Source organism: Brachybacterium sp. GU-2, from assembly GCF_030866705.2.
GTDB classification, from domain to species: Bacteria; Actinomycetota; Actinomycetes; order Actinomycetales; family Dermabacteraceae; genus Brachybacterium; species Brachybacterium conglomeratum.
Window position 1 is genome coordinate 2,519,122 of record NZ_CP133037.2, and the last position, 20,803, is coordinate 2,539,924.

Here is a 20,803-nt window from a genome sequence, read left to right on the forward strand (position 1 = left end):
GCCAGGAGCGCATTTGTTGTCACGGCCAGCCCCGGGGCACGGGGCTGGCCGTCGGGGTCAGGCGTCCGGATCGACCTCGTCGGGATCGCCGAAGAGGTTCTCCTCGGTGGGGCCGACGACGCCCGGACGCACCGAGAACAGCGAGCCGGCTTCCGGATCGTCCCCGTCGGCCACGTTCTCCCGGCTGGTGGTGATGAACAGGGTCCCGCGGTCCTCGCCGCCGAAGGTGCAGGCCGTGACCTGGCGCGCCGCCACCGTGATCCGCTCGGCGACCCCGCCGCGCTCGTCCAGGCCCAGGACCTGAGAGCCGCCGAACATCGCCACCCACACCCGGCCTTCGGCGTCCAGGCACAGCCCGTCCGGGCTGCCGTCCTCGCCGGAGAGGTCGGCGAAGGGCCGGCGCTCGACGAGCCCGTCGGCGTCGGACCAGTCGAAGAGGTCGACCCGTCCGGTGGGGGTGTCGACGTAGAAGGCGCGCGTCCCGTCGGCCGTGAAGGCGAGGCCGTTGGAGATCGTGAGGTCCCCGAACTGCCGGGTGGTGGTGCCGTCGGGCATCAGGCGCCACATCGCGGCGGCGCCGGGCCGCTGGTCATAGGCCATCGACCCGCACAGGAAGGAGCCGTCCGGCGCGATCGCGCCCTCGTTCATGCGCACGGCCTCGTCCCACAGCGGCGGCAGCGCGCGGATGGACCCGTCGGCGTCCTCGAGGCCGAAGCCCTTCTCGAGGGCGAGCACCGCCCCGCCGTCCGCCGCGGGGCGCACGCAGGCCACGACCGGGCTCGGGGTGGGCAGGCGCCGGGCGGTCCCGTCGGCGTCGAGATGCAGCATGTCCCCGGCGAGCATGTCCACCCAGCGCAGGCCGTCCCAGGTCTTTGACCAGTACGGACCCTCCGCGTGGTGACAGAGGGATTCGGTGAGTCGGTCGGCATGCATGGGGCTCCCCTTCCGGGCGCTGGATGCGGTCGACCGGCGCGCGGAGGTGCCGGTAGGGCCACCGTACGGGGTACGACGACGCGGCGTGCCGGACTCCCGGCCTCAGTGCTCCTGCATCGCCGCGAGAGCGTGGGTGATCTGAGAGGTCGCGGGGTAGAGGTCGCGGTAGAGCCGGTACAGCTCGTCGTAGCGCTCGCGCCGCGACGGGTCCGGGACGATCTCGTGATCGGTGGGGTTCCAGCGGGAGACGTCGGTGCCGTGGGCGAGGCGCGCGGCGAGCATCGAGCCGCCGTAGGAGGCGCCGACGATGCGCCGCGGGATCCGCTGGACCAGGCCCGTCACGTCGGAGACGATCTGCGGCCACAGGTCGCTGCGGGCCCCGCCGCCGACGGCGACGACCCGGTCCAGGCTGAGCTCGGCCGCGGTGAGGGTCTCGAGGTGGTGGCGCACCCCGAAGGCGGCGGCCTCGAGCGCGGCGCGGTAGAGGTCCCCGCGGGTGTGGGAGAGGGTCAGGCCCGCGATCACGCCCCGGGCGCCGGGGTCGGCGATGGGGGAGCGCTCGCCGGCGAAGTAGGGGAGCATGACCAGCCCGTTCGCGCCGGGGCCGCTGGCCTCCGCCTCCACCAGAAGCTCGTCGAACCCCGGGGAGCCGGTCAGCTCGCGCAGCCAGCCGGTGATCGCCCCGGAGGACGCCATGCCGCCCGAGAGCGCGTAGGCGCCCGGCTCCACCCCGGAGGTGGGCCACAGGGTGCGGCTCGCGACGGGCTCGACGGTGGTCGCGACGAGGAAGGTGGTGGTGCCGTACATCAGCATCAGGTCTCCCGGGGAGGCGGCGCCGACGCTGACGGCCTCCGCCCAGGCGTCGATGGTGCCGGTGATGACCGGGATCCCGGCGCGCAGACCGGGCACGAGCCGCGCGATCGCGCTCTGCACGGTTCCCGCCGCCTCGCCCGCCCAGCGCAGCTCGGGGAGCTCGAGGCCGGGGCCGACGCGCTCGGCCCACTCGGGATGCCACGTCTGGTGGCGCAGGCTGTACATCGGCGCGGACTGGCTGGCGCTGACGTGGTCGAGCACGTACTCGCCGGTGAGGCGGAAGGCGAGATACGAGGCCGGCATGAACAGCCGACGCGCCCGTGCATAGACCTCCGGCTCGTGCCGGGCGACCCAGGCGACCTTCGGCCCGGCCGCCTGCGAGGTGAGCATCCCGCCGCAGTGCGCGACGATCTCCTCCCGGCCCAGCACGTTCGTGAGGTGGCGGATCTCCTCGCCCGCGCGGGTGTCCACGCCGTAGAGGATCGCCGGGCGCACCGGTTCGCCGCGCTCGTCGGTGAGCAGCACGCAGGGGCCCATCCCCGAGACGCCGATCGCGGTGACCTCCGCAGGGACGTCCGCGGCGCCGGTCGCGGTGAGCTCGCGGGCGATGTCCACGAACTCCTCCCACCAGATCTCCGCGTCCATCTCGACGTGGCCCGGTGCGGGGCGGGAGACCGAGTGCTCGCGCACGGCGGTGGCGAGAATGGTCCCGTCGAGCGCGACGAGGGTGCCCTTCGTGCTCGAGGTGCCGACGTCGACGCCCAGCACAGCGGGGATCGTCGCGCCGGCTGGCGCTCCGGCCGTTCGGGGCGCGGTCGACGGGGCGGACGAGGTGGTGGGGGCGACGGATCCAGCGGTGGTCGCCGCCGCCGCCCGCGGGGCGGGCTGCGCTGTCGGCGCCGCGGTCGCTGGCGACGCTGCCGAGGAGTCCGACGGAGCGGTCCGCGGAACAGGGGTCGTCGCCCCCGTGCCTGCCGTCATCGCGCCGCCTCTCCGTGCCGTCATCGCCGCAGACCATCCTGCCACCGTCCGCCCTGCCAGGGGCGCAGGATGGGCCCCTGTTCCGCAGCACCGCCCGGCGTTCACTAGGATCATCGGCGCGAGCCCCGCCGCCCCGGGGCCCGGACACGGCCTTCACGGAGAGGAAGGAGCATCGATGCTCGAGACCGCGATGGACCTCCAGCTGCTCCACCGCGCCGCCTCTGCCTACTACGTCGACGGGGTGCGACAGGCCGAGGTCGCCGCGCGCCTGGGCGTCTCCCGGCCCACGGTCTCCAAGCTCCTCGCCGAGGCGCGACGGATCGGGATGGTGCGCTTCGAGGTGCTCGAGCCGCCCACCGCCGACCTGCCCGATCTCGGCGCCCGCCTGCAGGACGTGCTCGGCGTCCGCTCCGTGCGCATCGCCCCGGGCAACCAGGTCCAGCGCGACTACCGCGGCATCGGCGACCTGCTGGGGGAGGAGCTGCGCTCGCTGGACCTGCAGCGGGGCGAGGTGCTGCTGATCTCCTCGGGCAAGACCACCTATGCCGTCAGCGGCATGCCCGGGCTGCCCGAGCTGCCGGGAGTGGTGATCGCCCCGACCGTCGGGGGGCAGCAGGAGACCGACCCGTCCTTCCAGACCAACGAGATCGTGCGCCGCTTCGCGGACCGCACTCGGGCCGAGCCGAAGTTCATGTTCGCCCCGGCGAGCCCCTCGGAGCAGCTCTGGGAGTCCCTCCAGGCCGACCCCAGCTTCCGCGAGATCACCGACCTGTGGGCGCGGGCCCGCGCCGTGGTGGTCGGGATCGGCGAGCCGTACCAGGGTCGCGCGGCGCTGACCTCCGTGGTGCCGCGCGACGAGAAGGCGCTGCTCCCGGCCGTCGGCGACATCAACCTCCACTTCTACGACATCGACGGGCATCCGGTGAGCTATCCCGGCTCGGAGCTGCTGGTGCGCCCGCCGCGCGCGCTGCTCACCGCGCTGCCGACCTCGATCGCGATGGCGGCGGGGGAGCGCAAGGCGCCCTCGATCCTGGCCGGCGCCCGCGCCGGGCTGTACACGACGCTGCTGACCGACGAGCCGACGGCCCAGGCCGTGCTCGCGCTCGCCGCCTCGATGGGCTGACCCCGTCCGATCCACCCCTGGCATACCTCTGAACTGCGTCGCCCGGGTGTAGAACATTTGTGCTTGACGTTTGTTCCCGGCTCGCCTAGAGTGTCCCTCGTCAGGCCCGACCCGTCGGCGCGCGCTGTGGCGCCCCAGGCCGGGCGGAACGTATCGAAGGAGATGTGTCTTACGTGAGCCAGCTGCCCGCCACCATGCAGGCCGTCGTCATGCATGCCCCCGAGGACTACCGCCTCGAGGAGCGCCCGGTCCCGACCCCCGCCGCCGATGAGCTCCTGATCCAGGTCGAGGCCGTCGGCGTCTGCGCGTCCGACCTCAAGGCCTACGCCGGCGCCGCCAAGTTCTGGGGCGACGAGAACCGCGACCGCTGGGTCGAGCCGGGCATCATCCCCGGCCACGAGATCACCGGCACCGTCGTGCAGGGCTCCGACGAGATCCTCGCCCACCACGACGTCTCCGTCGGCGACCGCATCGTCGTCGAGCAGATCGTCCCCTGCGGCGAGTGCATGTACTGCCAGCGCGGCTGGTACTGGATGTGCGCCCCGCACGACATGTTCGGCTTCAAGCACTACCACGGCGGCATGGCCGAGTACATGATCGTGCCGAAGCTCGCCCGCGCCCACAGGATCTCCAAGGACATCGCACCGCAGCACGCCGCCTACGCCGAGCCGCTGTCCTGCTCGATGCACGCCGTGGAGCGCGCCGAGCTGGAGTTCGACGACGTCGTCGTCATCGCCGGCGCCGGCCCCATCGGCCTCGGCGCGATCATCGGCGCGGCCCACAAGAACCCCAAGCTCGTCATCGCCCTCGACTTCGACGACGACAAGCTCGAGCTCGCGAAGAAGTGCGGCGCCGACCTCACCCTGAACCCCTCGAAGGTCGACATCTACGAGGAGATCCGCGGCCTCACCGGCGGCTACGGCGCCGACGTCTACATCGAGTGCACCGGCCACCCCAGCGCCGTGCCGCAGGGGTTGAACCTGCTGCGCAAGCTCGGCCGCTTCGTGGAGTACTCCGTGTTCAAGGAGAACGTCTCCGTGGACTGGTCGATCATCTCCGACGACAAGGAGCTCGACGTGCGCGGCGCCCACCTCGGCCCGCACACCTGGCCCGCCGCCATCAAGATCATCGAGAAGGGCGACCTGCCCCTCGACGAGATCTGCACCCACCAGTTCGGCCTCGCCGACTTCCAGAAGGCCCTCGACTCGGTCGCCGACTCTGCCGGCGCCTCGGTCAAGGTCTCCATCCTCCCCGGCCGCTGAGTACGGCCCCGCTGATCCCGGATCAGCCCTGACGGGGCGGCCGACGCCTCGATGATGCCGCCGGCCGCCCCGAGCCTCTCCCCCTCGCACACAGGAGTGCCCTTATGAGCGCCGTACCCTCGACCACCCAGCCCGGACCCGCCGTCCCGGCCGCCGGGTCGTCCCAGGAGACCTTCCTGGACCGACTCGGCATCCCCCATCCGCTGCGATGGGGCTTCCTCGGCGTGCTCGTCTTCATGACGGGCAACGGCGTGGAGACCAACTTCGTCTCCCCGCACATGGCCGAAGTCTTCGGCGGCGGCGACAACATGATCAACCTCGCCGCCACCATCATCACCTTCTACTCCCTCGCCTCGCTGGTCGGCTCGTACCTCGCCGGCGCCCTCTCGGACCTGTGGGGCCCGCGCAGGGTGATGCTGCTCGGCCTCGTCGTCTGGCTGGTGTTCCAGGCCGCGTTCCTGGGCGCGCTGTCCACCGAGTCGATCCCGCTGGTGGCCGCGACCTACTTCTTCCGCGGCTTCGGCTTCCCGCTGTTCGCCTTCTCCTTCCTGGTCTGGGTGAACGCCGTGGTCCCCAAGGAGCGCAACGGCGCAGCCGTCGGCTGGTTCTACGTCATGTTCACCGGCGGCATGCCCACCATCGGCTCGCTGGTCGCGATCGGCCTGATCCCCGCCTTCGGCGGAGGCTTCTTCGGTGAGCGCTGGGCCATGGCCGCCTCCTCGCTGATCGTGATCGCCGGCTTCCTGATCGCCTGGTTCGGCGTGCGCGAGAAGCACGGCTCGATGCGACTGGCCCCCGAGGGCGAGTCCTCCCGCCAGGTGATCTTCTCCGGCGTCAAGCTCTCGCTGACCAACAAGCGCGTGATGATGGGCTTCCTGACCCGCCTGATCAACACCGCCCCGCAGTTCGGCATGTTCATCATCCTGCCCACCGTCATCGCCGAGACCCTCGGCTAGGGGCAGAGCCGCTGGCTGCTGATGACCTCGATCGTCTTCGCCGGCAACATCCTGTTCAACGCCGCCTTCGGCGCCCTCGGCGACCGCATCGGCTGGACCACCACGGTGCGCTGGTTCGGCATCGTCGGCTCCGCGATCGGCCTGCTGCTGTGGTGGTACGTGCCGCACTGGGTGCCGGCCGGCTCCGACTGGGGCTTCATCGTCGCCGTCATCGCGGGCACCGTCTTCGGCATCCTGCTGGCCGGATTCGTGCCGCTCGGCGCGATCATGCCGGCGCTCGCCCCCGACCACAAGGGTGCTGCGATGGCGATGTACACGACCGCCGCGGGCGGCGCGACCTTCCTCGGCTCGGCCGTGGTCGCGATCGTCCGTCCCTGGGGCGGGAACGTCGGCGTGGTCTGGGCCTTCGTGGCCCTGTACGCCCTCGCCTTCCTGATGACCTTCGCGCTGAAGGTCGACCAGCCCCGCGTCGGCAAGAAGAACATCGCCGCCGCCGAGGCCTGATCCGCGCCCCGGGGGCCGACGCAAGGACCGTCGGCCCCCGGGACTCGTTCGTCCTGGCCGATCCGCCCGCTCGTCCATCGCGCACGACCCGCGCGCCCCGACCCGCGCGCAGCGCCCGTCGGCCCCGTCTCTCCCGTCCGCCCACTGCTTCGAAGGAGTCCTCCATGACCTCCGCCATCAGCCCCATGTTCGACCTCACCGGGCGCACCGCCCTCGTCACCGGCGGCGCGAAGGGCCTCGGCCTCGCGATGGCCAAGGGTCTCGCCCAGCACGGCGCCCCGATCGTGCTGGCCGACATCGACGACGCCACCGGCGAGCAGGCCGCTAAGGAGCTCGCCGCCGAGACCGGGGTGGGGGTCTCCTACCGTCACCTCGACGTCACCGACCAGGCGATGGTCGAGAAGGTCGTCGCCGAGATCGACCAGGAGGTCGGGGGGATCGAGATCCTGCTGAACAACGCCGGGCGCACCATCCACCACCCGGTCGAGGACGGCGACGGCGAGAAGTGGCGGGCCGTGATGAGCCTGAACCTCGACGGCGTCTACCACGTGCTCTCGGCCGTCGGCCGGGCCATGCTCGAGCGGGGCCGCGGCAGCATCATCAACACCGGCTCCATGAGCGGCATCATCGCCAACATGCCCCAGACCCAGGCCTCCTACAACGCCTCCAAGGCCGCGGTCCACAACCTCACCCGCTCCGCCGCGCTCGAGTGGGCCTCCCGCGGCGTGCGCGTGAACGCGATCGCGCCCGGCTACATGCGCACCGAGCTGACCCGCGACTTCTACGAGGAGGGCGGCGAGCAGATCGACATCTGGAACGCGATGACCCCGATGTCCCGCCCGGGCGAGCCGGAGGAGCTCGCCGGCGCCGCCGTGTACCTCGCTTCCGACGCCGCGAGCTTCGTGACAGGCTCGATCCTGTCGATCGACGGCGGCTACACCGCCGCCTGAGCCCCGGCGGCCGAGGCGCCGTGGGGGCAGCGGTCGTGCTGCCGGCCCCGCGCCCGCCACCGCGGCCGCCGTGCCCGCCCGGCGCCGGCCCGACGCCCGCCGCACCTGCCCCCATCCGCACCGACCCCGCCGATCCGGAGAGACCCGATGACCTACCTTTTCGATGACCCCCAGACCTTCCCCTCCGACGCCGTCGAGGGCCTGGTCGCCGCGCACCCCGAGGAGCTGCTGCGCGTGCACGGCGGCGTGGTGCGCGCGAAGCGGACCCCCGCCGGGCAGCCTGCGCTCGTCGTCGGCGGCGGGTCCGGGCACTACCCGGCCTTCGCCGGCTGGGTCGGTCCCGGCTTCGCCCACGGCGCGCCCTGCGGGAACATCTTCTCCTCGCCGTCCTCCGACCAGGTGTACTCGGTCGCGAAGAACGCCGAGAACGGCGGCGGCGTGATCCTCGGATTCGGCCACTACGCCGGGGACGTGCTCCACTTCGGCGTCGCCGCCGAGAAGCTGCGCGCCGAGGGCATCGACGTGCGCATCGTCGCCGTCAGCGACGACATCGCCTCGGGCCGCGAGGGCGAGCACCGCGACCGCCGCGGCATCGCCGGCGACCTGCCCGTCTTCAAGGTTGCCGGGGCTGCGATCCGGGCCGGCGCCGACCTCGACGACGCCGAGCGCCTCGCCTGGAAGGCGAACGACGCCACCCGCTCCCTCGGCGTCGCCTTCGACGGCTGCACCCTGCCCGGCGCGGAGGACGCGCTCTTCCACGTCCCCGAGGGGCGGATGGCGATCGGCCTGGGCATCCACGGCGAGCCCGGCATCGACGAGCAGCCCATGCCGAGCGCGAAGGAGCTCGCGAAGGTGCTGGTCGACGGCGTGCTGGGCGAGACCCCCGAGCTCGACTCGGACCGCGTCGCCGTGGTGCTGAACGGTCTGGGCACCGTGAAGTACGAGGAGATGTTCGTGGTGTGGAAGCACGCCTCGCAGCTCCTGCTGGAGGCGGGCCTGACCATCGTGCGCCCCGAGGTGGGCGAGCACGTCACCAGCCTCGACATGGCCGGACTGTCCCTGACCGTGATGCGCCTGGACGAGGAGCTCGAGCAGCACTGGCTCGCCGCGGCCGACGCCCCCGCCTTCCGTCGCGGCGGCACCGTCGAGGGTGACCTCGGCACCGAGCGCACCGAGATCTACACCCCCGGCGAGGACCCGATCCCGGACGCGTCCGATGAGTCGAAGGAGTCGGCGCAGCGGATCGCCGGGATCCTCGCCGACGTCGAGGCGCTGCTGGTCGAGCTCGAGCCGGAGCTCGGCCGGATGGACGCGATCGCCGGCGACGGCGACCACGGCCAGGGCATGGTTCTCGGCGCGAAGGCAGCCCGCGCGGCAGCCGACCGCGTCGTCGGGTCCGACGGGGGTGCCCGCACCGTCCTGGTCCAGGCCGGTGCGGCCTGGTCCGCCGAGGCCGGCGGCACCTCCGGCGCGCTGTGGGGCGCGGCGCTGACCAGCCTCGGCAGTGCCTTCTCCGACAACGCGCCCGTCTCCGGCGAGCACCTGCTCACCGGCCTGGTCCAGGCGGTCGAGGCCGTCGAGCGGCTCGGCGGGGCGAAGCCCGGCGGTAAGACCATGGTCGATGCGGCCGTGCCCTTCCGCGAGGCGATCGCCCTCGCCCGGGCCACGGGCGCCGAGAGGGGCGACGGCCCCGCCGCCTCCGCTTCCCGGACGATCGAGACCGCGGCCGCCCGCGCCGTCGAGGCGGCCGAGGCCACCGCGGACATCTCCGCGACCCTGGGCCGCGCCCGCAACCACGGCGACAAGTCCGTGGGCACCCCCGACCCCGGCGCGATCTCGTTCTCGAAGATCGTCACGCTGCTGGCCGAGAAGCTCTCGGCCTGATCCCCGGGCCGAGCCGGCCGGGCTCTTCCCGGCTCGGAGCGCTCCGAGAAATGAGCGATTCTGAGCCATTTCGGGCTCGAGAGTGGCTCAGAATCGCACATTCTTCGTCATCGCCGGGCCCGGAGGGCCCCTCTGGCTTTCACTGCTCGTACTACCCACCTCAGGAGGACATCATGGGTTTCACCATCGTCACCGGTTCCGACAACGCCGGTTACGGCCACAAGTCCGCGCTCAAGGAGCTGCTCGAGCAGGATCCCCGCGTCGAGAAGGTCATCGACGTGGGCGTGACCGGCCGCGAGGACGGCACCTACTACCCGAACGTCGCGGTCGAGGCGGCGGAGAAGATCGCCGCGGGCGAGGCGGACCGTGCGCTGCTGATCTGCGGCACGGGCCTGGGTGTCGCGATCTCGGCGAACAAGGTCTCCGGCGTCCGCGCCGTGACCGCGCACGACCTCTACTCGGTGCAGCGCTCGGTGCTGTCGAACAATGCGCAGGTGCTGTGCATGGGCGAGCGCGTGATCGGGCTGGAGCTTGCGAAGGAGCTGGTGAAGGTGTGGCTCCACCTCGAGTTCGATCCGGAGTCGTCCTCGGCGGCGAAGGTCGACGCGATCTGCGCCTACGACGGCTCCCTCGAGAAGTGAGCTGAGCCCGGACCCGGCACGGTGCCCCGGGCTCGGCAACGGGCTCCCGCCCGGGGCCTGCCGCTCGGGCGCGATATCACCGGGTCGGGCTCGGTACCTGGGCAGTCATCGCACCGACGCTCCTGCGCGTCCCCACCGGGCGGTTGTTCGACGTCGGGTACCAGGACCCCGCCAGTTGTTCGACGTCCGGTACCAGGAAACTGGTACCGGACGTCGAACAACCCCCGCAGCGTGGAACCGGACGTCGAACAACCCCCGCGGCGTGGTGCCGGTCGTCGAACAACACGTGCCTGGTGACGCGTGGCGCTGATCGCCGCAGCCCCATGCCATCGCGACAGCGCCGGAGGCCTACTCCGCCAGCGCCTTCCCCCGCTGCTCGGGCAGGGTGAAGGCCGCGGCGGCGGCGACGGCGAAGGCGAGCGCGAACACCCCGAAGGCGAGCCACTGCCCGCCGGCGAGCACCAGCGCCGGCACCAGGAACGGGGCGATGATCGAGGCGAGTCGGCCGAAGGCGGCGGCCGCGCCCGTGCCCGTGCCGCGCACCGCGGTGGGGTAGAGCTCCGGGCCGATCGCGTACAGCGCGCCCCAGGCGCCGAGGTTGAAGAAGCTCAGCAGGCAGCCGGCCACCAGGATCAGCGCCTCGGAGTCGGCCATGCCGTAGCCCACCGCGGACAGCGCTGAGCCGGCGAGGAAGATCGTGAGGGTCCAGCGCCGTCCCAGCACCTCGATCAGCCAGGCCGCGGCGGCGTAGCCGGGGATCTGGGCGAGCGTGATGATCAGGGTGAAGGTGAACGACTTCGTGAGGTCGAATCCGCGGTCCACCAGCAGTGTCGGGATCCAGATGAACGCGCCGTAGTAGCTGAGGTTGATGCAGAACCACACCACCCACAGCCCGGCGGTGCGGGCGCGGAGGGACGCCGACCAGATTCCGCCGGTCGCGACCTGATCGGCCTCCGGCACGACGCCGACCGCGTCGGCGGAGACACGGCCCTGATCGCCGACGCCGGTGATCTGAGCGTCGGGCGCGGTGCGGGCCTCGGAGGAGTGCGGGACGGCCTGCTCCTCGGCGCCGATTCCGGCGGAGGCCTCGAAGTCGCGGACGATCCGCTCGGCCTCCTCGTGGCGGCCCTTCGTCTCCAGGAAGCGCACGGACTCGGGCATCCCGAGCCGGATCACCAGCGAGTAGACGGCCGGGATCATGCCGAGCGCGAGCGCCCAGCGCCATCCGGCCGGCCCCGAGGTCGCGACGAACGTGCCGATCACGGCGGCGAGGATCCAGCCGCCGGCCCAGAACGCCTCGAGCCACACGATGATCCGGCCGCGGATCCGGGCGGGCGCGAACTCGCTCATCAGCGTCGAGGCGACGGGCAGCTCGGCGCCGAGACCCAGGCCCACCACGAAGCGCAGCGCGATCAGCGTCCCGACACCCAACGCCAGGGCCGAGGCGCCGGTGGCCAGGCCGTAGACGAGCAGGGTGAGGGCGAAGACGGAGCGTCGGCCGATCCTGTCGGCCAGCAGCCCGCCGAGGCTCGCGCCGATCGCCATCCCGGCGAAGCCGGCGGAGGCGATGAGGGAGCCGTCGGACTTGGCGAGGTCCCAGTGGACGGTGAGCGCGGCGATGACGAAGGAGATCAGGCCGACGTCCATGGCGTCGAGCGCCCAGCCGATGCCGGAGGCGCCCAGCAGTTTGCCGTGCTTGCGGGTGAAGGGGAGGCGGTCCAGGCGCTGCGAGCGGGTGAGCGGCCGGCCGAGCGGGGCCGCGGACTCCGGGGCGAGGGGGAGGAGCTCATGTCATCTCCGACGACGAGGGGCGGGGTGCGCACATCATGGCCCACCGCGGCCGCCGCGTCGTGCGGTGTGGATCACACCGACGGGCGTCGCGGTGCGTCGCCGGAGGCATGACTCCTGGTCAGAGTGAGAAAAAGTGGGACGTCTCGGAAGGGTTGCGGTTCTGGGGCCGTCTCGCGTGGTCTCGGCACGCGGGACGATCGGCGGCCGACGGGCATCGCGGCCGAGGGGCATTGCCGCCGGCGAGCTGCCGCGGCCGACGGGCCCCGTCGGCCGCTCGGCCGGGGACCTCCCGACGGGACCGACAGGTCACCGCCGGGAATGGGAGGCGAGGTCCACCTCGGCCTCGCCGCGCAGCACCGCGAGAGCGCGCCGGGCACGGGCGGCGCCCCAGGTCGAGAGCAGCTCCGCCCGGTCCTCCTCGATGAGCGCCCAGTCGTCGAGCTCCGAGGCCTGCGGCACGATCTCCGCCTCGAGCTGCGCGCGCGGGATCACGCCGGCGTCGAAGATGAAGTGCACGCCCATCGGCGCGCTGCGCACCGGACTCGCCGGCAGCCAGTCCACGGTGAGCAGCCGACCCACCTCGACGTCCAGGCCCAGCTCCTCCATGACCTCGCGCTGGGCGCACTGCCGGGCGTCCTCGCCGGGGTCGACGCCGCCGCCGGGCAGCAGCCAGTGCGGACGGTAGTTCGGCTTCTCGACGACGAAGCGGCCGTCCTCGTCGCGCAGGATCACCGCTCCCGAGGTGATGACCTTGGGCAGGGAGGCGAAGTAGGCGGGGTCGGGGAGGAGGCGCGGCATGCCGCCCATCGTGTCATCGCCGGTGCACCGGTGCACTCGCGTCCCGCTCCGCAGGGGAGTCCTCCCCATGGCCCCGGACCGGGAGGTTCCCGTCGTGGTGAACGGAGCGGTCGTCCCATGCAGCCGCGCCTGCGCAGTCCCGAGCGGGAGACCATGTGCTCACGGAGCGTCGACGGGCACCAGGCGCAGGCGCGTGCCCGGCCCCGCCTGGGCGAGCCGGTCAAGGCCCTCCTGCGTGACCACGGCGATCACCGGGTAGCCGCCGGTGGTGGGGTGGTCGGGGCCGAAGACGACCGGGAGCCCCGAGGGCGGCACCTGCACCGCCCCGGGCAGCATCGGTTCACTCGGCACGGACGCCGCGCCCGAGGGGACCGGTATCGCCGGCCCGTCGAGCCGCACCCCGACCCGGTCCGAGTCGGGTCGCACGGTCCAGTCCGTGCCGAGCAGCGCCTCGACCGCCTCGTCGCCGAGCAGCTCGGCGCGCGGCCCGATGAGCACGGGGATGCGGACGGAGCGCCCGTCCGATGTCGACGAATCGGGATCCGCGGCCGACGGGCCGTCCTCCTCCGCTGCCGTGGTGTCGATGCCGTCGGGGCCGGCGACGTGGTCGGGAGCATCGGTCCCGTCGGGGTCGTCCGGCACGGGCACTGCCGGGGCGATGGCGGCCGGCACCGCGTCGAGGCCGCGCTCAGGGCCGACGACCAGCAGGTCGCCGGCCTGCAGCGGATCCGGGCCGAGGCCGGAGAGGGTGTCCCGGGAGCGTGCGCCGAGCACCTCGAGCAGCTCGTCGTCGGCGGGGTCCTGCCGCCTCACCTGCGTGATCCCGCCCCGGACCGCGAGGACCAGACGCAGCCCGTCCGCGGCCGGGCCCACCTCGATCCGGTCGCCGGGGTCCAGCGCGAGGGCGCGTTCGCGGGAGGCGCCGGCCGGCAGCTCCACGTCGCCGACCTCGTCGTCGCCCCGCCCGATCCGCACCGGGGCGTGCGCGCCGGAGACGGCGACGACCGTCGGCGCGGCGGCGCGCAGCGCGAGCGGTCCCAGCAGGATCTCGAGCGCGGCGGCGCCGGAGGGATTGCCGACGGCACGGTTCGCGCGCTGCAGGGCGCCGCGGTCGAAGGCCCCCGACCGGCTCACGCCGATCGCCGCCCGGCCGGGCCTGCCGGCGTCCTCGATCAGGGCCAGCGGACCGGGGGAGAGGACTTCGAGCGCGGGGCGGGAGTCCGTGCCAACCTCCGCGCCGCGATGGAGCCTGAGCCGGGCGGGGACGGCGGCGGCCTCCCGCGCGGCGCGGGTGAGGCCCGCGGCGGTCGCGGCCGTCGGACGGGAGGCGGCGCGCTGCGGCGTGAAGCGCACGCGCGTGCCCGGGCTGAGCAGTGCGGGCGGCTCCCGGTGCACGTCGAACAGGGGCGCGTCGCTGCGGCCGATCAGCTGCCAGCCGCCGGGGGAGGGTCGAGGGTAGATGCCGCAGTAGCGGGAGGCGAGGCCGACGGCGCCCGCGGGCACCGACGTGCGGGGCTCGGCGCGGCGCGGCACCTCCCAGGGCGGGCCGGACGCCTCGTGGGGATCGCCGGCGACGAGATAGGGGAAGCCGGGGGCGAAGCCGCCGAAGGCGACCGTCCATGTCGCTCCGGAGTGCGCGCTGATCAGCGCGTCCGTGCTCACGCCGAGCAGCTCCGCGACCTCCTCCAGGTCTTCGCCGTCGTAGACGATGCCGATGCTGGTCTCGCCGCCGCCGCTGTCATCGCGCGCGGCGCGGGGGAGTCGCAAGAGCAGGTCCTCGAATAGGCGCACGTCGCGCGGCGCCGCGCCGTGCAGCAGCAGGGTGCGCTCGGCGGGCACGAGCTCCAGCAGGTGCGCGGGGGAGCGGGCGCGCACGGCGGCGGCCGCGGCGAGCACCGCGGCGGTGTCGGGGTACTCGGCGAGGATGCTCGTCTCGCCGGCGCGGTGCACGCGCAGCGGGGGAGGGAGCGCATCGGCCGGACGCGCCGCGCCGTCGTGACCGTCGCCGAGCGCGCCGGTGCCGCCGTCGGGGGCGGTGCTGCCGCGCCCCGCGAGACGGCCGACGCCGGGGAGCGGTCCCTTCGCCCCGTCCCTCACAGCGCCGCCTGCAGGGTCACGCCCGCCTCCGCGAGCCGGGCCCGCACCGCCCGAGCCAGCTCGACGGCGCCAGGGGTGTCCCCGTGCAGGCACAGCGACCGCACCGGCAGTTCGACCCAGGTGCCGTCGGAAGCGCGCACCCCGCGCTCGGTCGCGATCGACTGCGCCTGGGCCGTGACCGCCTCGGGGTCGGTGAGCACGGCGCCGGGCCGCGTGCGCGGGGTGAGGGTGCCGTCGGGGAGATAGGCGCGGTCGGCGAAGCCCTCGAGCACCACTTCGAGCCCCGCCGCCTTCGCCGCGGGGACGACCACGGCGCCGGGCGCCGCGACCAGGGGCATGCCGCCGAGCTCGCCGAGCGCCCGCACCACCGCGCCGGCCTGCGCCTCGTGACGGGCGAGCGCGTTGTACAGGGCACCATGCGGCTTCACCCCGCGCACGCTCGTCCCCTCCGCGCAGGCCATCGCCTGCAGCGCCCCGGCCTGCACGACCACCTGGTCCGTGAGGTCGTCCGGGTCGATGTCGAGGAAGCGGCGGCCGAAGCCCTGCAGATCCGGATAGGCGACGTGCGCGGTGATCGCGACGCCGCGTGTGGCGGCGGCCCGGCAGGCGGCGCGCATCGTCGAGCCGTCCCCGGCGTGGCCGCCGCAGGCGACGTTCGCGGTGGTGACGACCTCGAGCATCGCGGCGTCGTCGCCCATCGACCAGTCGCCGAAGCCCTCCCCGAGGTCGGCGTTGAGGTCGACGACGGCGGTGGGGGTCATGGGCGGGCTCCTTCGTCCGACGGCGGGATCCTCCCCATTGTCGGCCCCGACCGCGCGGGCGTCATCCCGCCCTGCGTCCGACGGGACGCGCAGGCGAGATGCCGCGCGTTCGCATGCCCCGGCGCGCATGCGTTCCCCAGACCTTATGCGCCTGGGACGACTCATGGACGCCGCGACATGCGTCGCCACCGGCACAGAACCTGGCCGGCCGGGGCCCGGGCGGCGGCGGCTGGTGCGGCCCCGCATCGAGGGCCGGAGCCGAAGTTCTGCACCGCTGAGGACCCGTGCCGGCGACGAGATGAGTCCTCAGCGGCGCAGAACCTTCGGCCCTCGATAGCCTCGGGGCATGAGCGCGACCCCGGCGTCCCCCGCCCCTGACGCATCGACCGATGCGTCGACACGGATCCCCGACCTCCCCGCCGGGATCGGCGGCACCGATCCGACCGCGCCGCTGCAGTACACCGCCGAGGACGTCGCCGCCGCGCGTGACCTGCTCGAACGGGTGCGGAGAGGGGAGGCGACGGGACCGGATGGCCTGCCTCGCCCCTCCGGCCCGCCCGCCGTCGTCCATCCCGACCCGTCGGTCTCACAGGACGACGGCGCCCGGCCCGACCCGCCCGCTGCACAGGACGACGGCGGCCGGCCCGACCCGTCGGCCGCCCAGGAGCCCGCGCCGGTGGTGACCCTGAGCGATGAGCAGATCGCCGCGCTCGACGGGTACGAGCGCCGCCAGTTCGTGGCCCTGCCCTGGCTCGACGCGCATCCCGAGCAGCGACGCGTCGCCGCGGCCGTCGCGCTGCGCGGCATGATCGCCGGCGGTCAGGTCCTCACCCGCACCGCCCGGCACGAGGAGGGGCCGCGCTGGCGGGCTGTCCCCGAGATCTCCGGCTGCCTCGTGCTGCGTCGCACCGCGGAGTCGTTCACCACCGCCGAGCGGACCGTCCGCACCGAGGCCGGGCCGCAGGTCCATCGCCTGCACTGCTACAGCCACCCCGGCGGGGTGCTCGAGGAGGAGACGACGGCCGACGGCCTCCACCGCTTCACCGTCCTCCGCGCCGAGGAGGCGACCGTGCGCCTGGCCGCCTTCCTCGACCCCGCGGGCCTCGCCGATCCCGCCGCCGATGCCGAGTCCGACGCCGGCGGCGGGAGCGTCCACGTGCGCGGCTCGGAGCTGCTCGCCCACCCGCTCGCCGCGCAGCTCGCCGCGACCCGGGCGCTGACCGTCCTGACCCGCGTGCGCACGGCCGACGGGACCGTCCAGCAGCTCAGCGCCTACGCGACCGCCGGCGGGATGCTCACCATGGAGGCCCTCGACCCCGGCGTCGAGGACCCCCGCCTCGAGTTCCGCCGCGTCGGCCCCGTGTCCCTGCGCGCGCCCGCGACGGTGCTGGTCAGCGGCCAGGGCGCGCCGCAGTGACGCTGCCGGCGGGTGAGCACTCGCGGTCATCGGCGCGGGGGTCGACGCCGCTCCCAGGACCGCCCTCCGCGCCTCGATCGGACCCGGACCTCACATCCCCGGCCGCCCGCGCGTCTGCAGGGTGATGACCATGAAGATCCCCTACGAGACCGCGGTCCAGCGGCACGGCCCCACCGTGCTGCGGGTGTGTTGCGCCGTGCTCGGCCCGGGACCCGACGCCGAGGACGCCTGGGCGGAGACGTTCCTGGCGGCGCTGACCTCCTGGCCCGATCTCGCGGAGGACACCAACGTCGAGGCCTGGCTGGTGCGCGTCGCGCACCGCAAGGCCATCGACGTCACCCGCCGCCGGGCCCGGCACGCCGTGCCCACGGACGACCTGCCCGAGCGGACCTCCCGCCGCGGGAACCCCGGCCGGGACGACGGGGTCTGGAACGCCGTCGCGGCCCTGCCCGAGCGGCAGCGGCTAGCTGTCGCCTATCACTACCTCGGCGGACTCCCGCACGCCGAGACCGCCGCCCTGATCGGCGGGAGCACCGAGGCCGTCCGCCGCGCCTCGGCCGACGGCATCCGAGCCCTGCGACGGACCTTCGCCGCAGGCGACGACACGGAAGGAGCCGCGCGATGACCGATACCCCGAGCCTCCCCGAGCACCTCACGACGAACGAGCGGGAGGCGCTCTTCCCGCTCCCCGACCCGGCCCTGGCAGGACTCCGCGCCCGCCTCGTGCAGCAGGCCGACGACGCCGGCCTCGTCGAGATCGCCTATCGCACGCTCGACACCCCCGTCGGCCCGCTCCTGCTCGCCGCGACCGCGCAGGGGCTGGTCCGCGTCGCCTTCGAGCGCGAGGGCTTCGACGCCGTGCTCTCCGCCCTCGCGACGAGGGTCAGCCCCCGCATGCTGGAGGCACCGGGCCGGCTCGACGAGGCGGCCGCCGAGCTGGAGGAGTACTTCACCGGCACCCGCCGCCGCTTCGACCTGCCGCTGGACCGCGCCCTGTCCACCGGCTTCCGCGAGAAGGTCCAGCGCGTCCTGCCGCAGATCGACTACGGCTCCACCCGCTCCTACAAGGAGATCGCCGAGCTCGTGGGCAGCCCGCGGGCCGTCCGCGCCGTCGGCACCGCCTGCGCCACCAACCCGCTGCCGATCGTCGTGCCGTGCCATCGCGTGCTGCGCACCGACGGCGCGCTCGGCGGCTACATCGGCGGCCTCGACGCGAAGACCGCCCTGCTGACCCTGGAGAGGACCGCATGACCGCCCCCGACCCCCGCACCGGCCCCGACACCGGCGCCCGCCCCGACGCGGACCCCCGTACCGGCCCCGACCCCGACGCCGTGATCGGCGAGGACGGCCTGGCCCGCCCCGCCTGGGCGGCGAGCGACCCGATGCTGCGCGAGTACTACGACACCGAGTGGGGCATGCCCGTCCGCGACGAGCAGGGCATGTACGAGCGGATCAGCCTCGAGGCCTTCCAGGCCGGGCTGTCCTGGGCGACGATCCTGCGCAAGCGGCTTGCCTTCCGCACCGCCTTCGACGGCTTCGACCCCGAGGTCGTCTCCCGCTACGGCGAGGCGGAGGTCGAGCGGCTCATGGCCGACGCCGGCATCGTGCGCAACCGCGCGAAGATCCTCGCGACCATCACCAACGCGAAGGCGACCCTGGCGCTGCGGGAGAAGGGCGGGCTCGTCGACCTCGTGTGGTCCTTCCAGCCGGGGACGACGCCCGCGCCGAGGACCGTCGCCGAGATCCCCACCCGCTCGCCGGAGTCGACGGCGCTGTCGAAGGCCCTGCGCAAGGAGGGGTTCGCCTTCGTGGGGCCGACGACGATGTTCGCGCTGATGGAGGCCGTCGGCATCCTCGACACCCACCTGCTGGGCTCGCACCGCCGCGGCACCGTCTGGGGGGCCTGAGGGTCCGGGCGGGGCCGGCGGGACGGCCGCCGCGGTGCGGACGAGGGGGCGCCGACCGGACTGACCTGCGCGCGGATCAGCTCGCGGTGCCGTGCTCGACGCCGCCCGGGGCGTCGCCCGCCGTGCCGAGGTCCGCGCTGACGGCGCCGGCCCACTGCGCGAGCACGTCCTCGAGGCGGCCGTGGACGCGCAGGGACGCGTCGGGATCGGCGCGGGTCGGACCGTCGTTGAGGATTACCACCGGCTTGTCCTGCTTTCGAGCGGCGCGCACGAAGCGCAGCCCCGACTGCACGGTCAGCGAGGAGCCCAGCACCAGCAGGGCGCGCGCCTGCTCGAGCGCGGCGAAGGCGGAGGCGACTACCTCCCGCCGGGCGGACTCGCCGAAGAAGACCACGTCGGGCTTGAGGATCCCGCCGCACAGCGGGCACGGCGGGTAGCGGAAGGAGCTGGTGCGGTCGACCTCGGCGTCCCCGTCGGGCGCCTGGGCGGCATCGGCCGCGAGCTCGGGAAGGCGGGCTGCGAGTTCGGGGTTCATCGCGAGCATCCGGGCGTGCAGGGCCGCGCGGGAGGAGAGGGCGTCGCACTGCTGACAGCGCACCCGGTCCAGGCGCCCGTGCAGGTCGATCACGGGATCCGAGCCCGCCGCGGCATGCAGGCCGTCCACGTTCTGGGTGATCACGGCGGTGACGGGGAAGGCGGCGGGGGCCAGCACCGCGAGCAGTCGGTGGGAGCGGCCGGGCCGGGCGCTGCGGAACTGCTCCCAGCCGACGGTGGAGCGGGCCCAGTACCGGCGTCGGGCGAGGTCGTGCCCCATGAACTCCTGGTAGGTCATGGGGGAGCGGGGCACCGCATCGCGGCCCCGGTAGTCCGGCAGGCCCGAGCCCGTGGACATCCCTGCCCCGGTCAGCACCGCGACCGGCCGGTCCCGCAGCAGCGCGAGCGCCTCGTCGATCTCGTGGTCGTTGCTGCGCAGGCCGTAGCGCGCGCCCTCCATCGGCCCCCAGGCGGGCAGGCGCGGCCCGCCGCGGGTCGGGCCCGGGCCGTCCAGCGGGCGGGAGGTCGCGGTCGCGAACCAGCGGCCGACGTCCGCCGCGGGCCCGGCGAGGCCGGAGCGGGGCGAGGGGTCCTCGGCGCTGCTCATTCCTCGAGCGTAGAGGGCGTGTCGGTCGCCGTGGAGCCGTCGGCGCCCGAGGTCACCACATCGTCCTCGTGGACCCGGTCGCGCCGGGAGCGGATCCGCTGGGTCGCCAGGCCCACCAGGGCGAGGATCCCGATCCCCGCCACGATCGAGGAGTAGATCCGCACGAAGCCCTCGAGCGCCTCGCCGCCGGCCTGCCCGAAGGCATAGCCCGCGACCACGAACACCGCGTTCCAGATCGCGGAGCCGAGCCCTGTGGCCAGGGCGAACAGCCACACCGGCATCTTCTCGATCCCCGCCGGGACCGAGATGAAGGTGCGCACCATCGGCACGAAGCGCGCGAGCGCCACGGCGGGGAAGCCCCAGCGCTCGAAGAACCGCATCGCGATGGTCACGTCCTTCTCCTCGAGCAGCGGGAGGCGCCGCACGAGCGCCGTGGTGCGCCGCAGCCCGAGCGCGCGCCCCACCGTGTACACGCCGAGCCCGCCGAGCACGGAGCCGAGCGTGGTCCAGAAGATCGGCACCAGCACGTGCTGGCCGTTCGCCGCGGCGGTGACGCCGGCGAAGGGGAGCAGCACCTCGCCGGGGATCGGCGGGAACAGCGCCTCGGAGGCGATCACGAGCGCGGTGCCGGGACCGCCCAGGATCTCCATCAGGGCGATCGCCCATGCCGTGACGTCCACAGGGGCCTCCCGTCCTCGCGCATCGGCTGGCGCGTGCACCGTAGCGGGGGACAGTGGAGGGCAGGTGAACGGCACGTGGCGACAGACGAGGCGCACGCCCACCAGCCGACTTGCAGATGCGTGCTGCAACTTTGCACCGACCTGTTGACAACAATGGGATGAAG

General features: G+C 73.8%; 19 protein-coding genes. 11 read left to right on the forward strand and 8 right to left on the reverse strand.

The genetic code is table 11. The features are described from left to right. Positions 1 to 57: 57 nt before the first annotated feature. On the reverse strand, positions 58 to 933 hold the full coding sequence (locus RBL05_RS11495) for an SMP-30/gluconolactonase/LRE family protein (protein WP_308739363.1): 876 nt from the start codon (positions 931 to 933) through the stop codon (positions 58 to 60). Positions 934 to 1,035: 102 nt separating this feature from the next. Beyond that, positions 1,036 to 2,514: an FGGY-family carbohydrate kinase gene (locus RBL05_RS11500; RefSeq protein ID WP_308739362.1), complete on the reverse strand. Its 1,479-nt coding sequence runs from the start codon at positions 2,512 to 2,514 to the stop codon at positions 1,036 to 1,038. A 388-nt stretch (positions 2,515 to 2,902) separates the two neighbouring features. On the opposite strand from RBL05_RS11500, the gene RBL05_RS11505 reads away from it, so the two are divergent. From RBL05_RS11505 to RBL05_RS11535, 7 genes are all read left to right on the forward strand, one after another. Then, positions 2,903 to 3,850 (forward strand): sugar-binding transcriptional regulator, encoded by a 948-nt coding sequence (locus RBL05_RS11505; RefSeq protein WP_308739361.1) that lies wholly within the window; start codon positions 2,903 to 2,905, stop codon positions 3,848 to 3,850. Between the two features lie 173 nt (positions 3,851 to 4,023). Then, a complete protein-coding gene (locus RBL05_RS11510) occupies positions 4,024 to 5,112 on the forward strand; it encodes a zinc-binding dehydrogenase (protein WP_318603644.1) in 1,089 nt (362 codons plus the stop codon). 104 nt (positions 5,113 to 5,216) lie between these two features. Next, complete coding sequence (locus RBL05_RS11515) at positions 5,217 to 6,068, forward strand: MFS transporter (RefSeq protein WP_308739359.1); 852 nt, start codon at positions 5,217 to 5,219, stop codon at positions 6,066 to 6,068. A gap of 21 nt (positions 6,069 to 6,089) precedes the next feature. Beyond that, positions 6,090 to 6,572, forward strand: coding sequence for an MFS transporter (locus RBL05_RS11520; RefSeq protein WP_308739358.1), 483 nt, complete (start codon positions 6,090 to 6,092; stop codon positions 6,570 to 6,572). 164 nt (positions 6,573 to 6,736) lie between these two features. After that, positions 6,737 to 7,522: a glucose 1-dehydrogenase gene (locus RBL05_RS11525; RefSeq protein WP_308739357.1), complete on the forward strand. Its 786-nt coding sequence runs from the start codon at positions 6,737 to 6,739 to the stop codon at positions 7,520 to 7,522. A gap of 147 nt (positions 7,523 to 7,669) precedes the next feature. Then, complete coding sequence (locus tag RBL05_RS11530) at positions 7,670 to 9,406, forward strand: dihydroxyacetone kinase family protein (RefSeq protein WP_308739356.1); 1,737 nt, start codon at positions 7,670 to 7,672, stop codon at positions 9,404 to 9,406. Between the two features lie 173 nt (positions 9,407 to 9,579). After that, positions 9,580 to 10,047, forward strand: coding sequence for a ribose-5-phosphate isomerase (locus RBL05_RS11535; RefSeq protein WP_308739355.1), 468 nt, complete (start codon positions 9,580 to 9,582; stop codon positions 10,045 to 10,047). A 348-nt stretch (positions 10,048 to 10,395) separates the two neighbouring features. Here the strand turns inward: RBL05_RS11535 and RBL05_RS11540 are convergent, their stop codons facing one another. The 4 genes from RBL05_RS11540 to RBL05_RS11555 all read right to left on the reverse strand — a co-directional run bounded on the left by RBL05_RS11540 (position 10,396) and on the right by RBL05_RS11555 (position 15,494). Beyond that, the gene (locus tag RBL05_RS11540; RefSeq protein WP_318603645.1) at positions 10,396 to 11,694 is read right to left on the reverse strand and encodes an MFS transporter; all 1,299 of its coding nucleotides are present in this window, start codon (positions 11,692 to 11,694) and stop codon (positions 10,396 to 10,398) included. Positions 11,695 to 12,144: 450 nt separating this feature from the next. Then, positions 12,145 to 12,636, reverse strand: coding sequence for an NUDIX domain-containing protein (locus tag RBL05_RS11545; protein WP_308739353.1), 492 nt, complete (start codon positions 12,634 to 12,636; stop codon positions 12,145 to 12,147). 159 nt (positions 12,637 to 12,795) lie between these two features. Beyond that, positions 12,796 to 14,733, reverse strand: coding sequence for a carboxyltransferase domain-containing protein (locus RBL05_RS11550; RefSeq protein WP_308739352.1), 1,938 nt, complete (start codon positions 14,731 to 14,733; stop codon positions 12,796 to 12,798). Continuing rightward, the gene (locus RBL05_RS11555) at positions 14,730 to 15,494 is read right to left on the reverse strand and encodes a LamB/YcsF family protein (protein WP_308739351.1); all 765 of its coding nucleotides are present in this window, start codon (positions 15,492 to 15,494) and stop codon (positions 14,730 to 14,732) included. Before RBL05_RS11555 ends, RBL05_RS11550 begins: the two co-directional genes overlap by 4 nt. 346 nt (positions 15,495 to 15,840) lie before the next feature. Here RBL05_RS11555 and RBL05_RS11560 point away from each other — a divergent pair, with 346 nt between their 5' ends. The 4 genes from RBL05_RS11560 (at position 15,841) to RBL05_RS11575 (ending at position 18,818) form a co-directional block, all read left to right on the forward strand. Next, positions 15,841 to 16,911, forward strand: a complete 1,071-nt coding sequence (locus RBL05_RS11560; RefSeq protein ID WP_308739350.1) for a hypothetical protein — start codon at positions 15,841 to 15,843, stop codon at positions 16,909 to 16,911. Between the two features lie 130 nt (positions 16,912 to 17,041). Continuing rightward, positions 17,042 to 17,536 carry an RNA polymerase sigma factor gene (locus tag RBL05_RS11565; protein ID WP_308739349.1) on the forward strand — a complete coding sequence of 165 codons (495 nt, stop codon included), beginning with the start codon at positions 17,042 to 17,044 and terminating at the stop codon, positions 17,534 to 17,536. Next, entirely contained in the window at positions 17,533 to 18,162 is a 630-nt protein-coding gene (locus RBL05_RS11570; protein ID WP_308739348.1) for a methylated-DNA--[protein]-cysteine S-methyltransferase, read from the forward strand. The genes RBL05_RS11565 and RBL05_RS11570 overlap by 4 nt, the downstream gene beginning before the upstream one ends. Further along, positions 18,159 to 18,818 (forward strand): DNA-3-methyladenine glycosylase I, encoded by a 660-nt coding sequence (locus tag RBL05_RS11575; RefSeq protein ID WP_308739347.1) that lies wholly within the window; start codon positions 18,159 to 18,161, stop codon positions 18,816 to 18,818. Before RBL05_RS11570 ends, RBL05_RS11575 begins: the two co-directional genes overlap by 4 nt. 76 nt (positions 18,819 to 18,894) lie before the next feature. Here RBL05_RS11575 and RBL05_RS11580 read toward each other — a convergent pair whose 3' ends face one another. Together RBL05_RS11580 and RBL05_RS11585 are read right to left on the reverse strand one after the other, a co-directional pair. Further along, complete coding sequence (locus tag RBL05_RS11580; protein WP_318603646.1) at positions 18,895 to 19,959, reverse strand: NAD-dependent protein deacetylase; 1,065 nt, start codon at positions 19,957 to 19,959, stop codon at positions 18,895 to 18,897. Further along, complete coding sequence (locus tag RBL05_RS11585; protein ID WP_318603647.1) at positions 19,956 to 20,639, reverse strand: DedA family protein; 684 nt, start codon at positions 20,637 to 20,639, stop codon at positions 19,956 to 19,958. Before RBL05_RS11585 ends, RBL05_RS11580 begins: the two co-directional genes overlap by 4 nt. Between the last annotated feature and the right edge of the window lie 164 nt (positions 20,640 to 20,803).

Coding starts and splice junctions, on each gene's coding strand:
- RBL05_RS11495 (WP_308739363.1), bottom strand. CDS start 933: ATGCATGCCGACCGACTCACCGAATCCCTCTGTCACCACGCGGAGGGT.
- RBL05_RS11505 (WP_308739361.1), top strand. CDS start 2,903: ATGCTCGAGACCGCGATGGACCTCCAGCTGCTCCACCGCGCCGCCTCT.
- RBL05_RS11515 (WP_308739359.1), top strand. CDS start 5,217: ATGAGCGCCGTACCCTCGACCACCCAGCCCGGACCCGCCGTCCCGGCC.
- RBL05_RS11520 (WP_308739358.1), top strand. CDS start 6,090: ATGACCTCGATCGTCTTCGCCGGCAACATCCTGTTCAACGCCGCCTTC.
- RBL05_RS11525 (WP_308739357.1), top strand. CDS start 6,737: ATGACCTCCGCCATCAGCCCCATGTTCGACCTCACCGGGCGCACCGCC.
- RBL05_RS11530 (WP_308739356.1), top strand. CDS start 7,670: ATGACCTACCTTTTCGATGACCCCCAGACCTTCCCCTCCGACGCCGTC.
- RBL05_RS11535 (WP_308739355.1), top strand. CDS start 9,580: ATGGGTTTCACCATCGTCACCGGTTCCGACAACGCCGGTTACGGCCAC.
- RBL05_RS11540 (WP_318603645.1), bottom strand. CDS start 11,694: ATGGACGTCGGCCTGATCTCCTTCGTCATCGCCGCGCTCACCGTCCAC.
- RBL05_RS11545 (WP_308739353.1), bottom strand. CDS start 12,636: ATGCCGCGCCTCCTCCCCGACCCCGCCTACTTCGCCTCCCTGCCCAAG.
- RBL05_RS11555 (WP_308739351.1), bottom strand. CDS start 15,494: ATGACCCCCACCGCCGTCGTCGACCTCAACGCCGACCTCGGGGAGGGC.
- RBL05_RS11560 (WP_308739350.1), top strand. CDS start 15,841: ATGAGCGCGACCCCGGCGTCCCCCGCCCCTGACGCATCGACCGATGCG.
- RBL05_RS11565 (WP_308739349.1), top strand. CDS start 17,042: ATGAAGATCCCCTACGAGACCGCGGTCCAGCGGCACGGCCCCACCGTG.
- RBL05_RS11570 (WP_308739348.1), top strand. CDS start 17,533: ATGACCGATACCCCGAGCCTCCCCGAGCACCTCACGACGAACGAGCGG.
- RBL05_RS11575 (WP_308739347.1), top strand. CDS start 18,159: ATGACCGCCCCCGACCCCCGCACCGGCCCCGACACCGGCGCCCGCCCC.
- RBL05_RS11580 (WP_318603646.1), bottom strand. CDS start 19,959: ATGAGCAGCGCCGAGGACCCCTCGCCCCGCTCCGGCCTCGCCGGGCCC.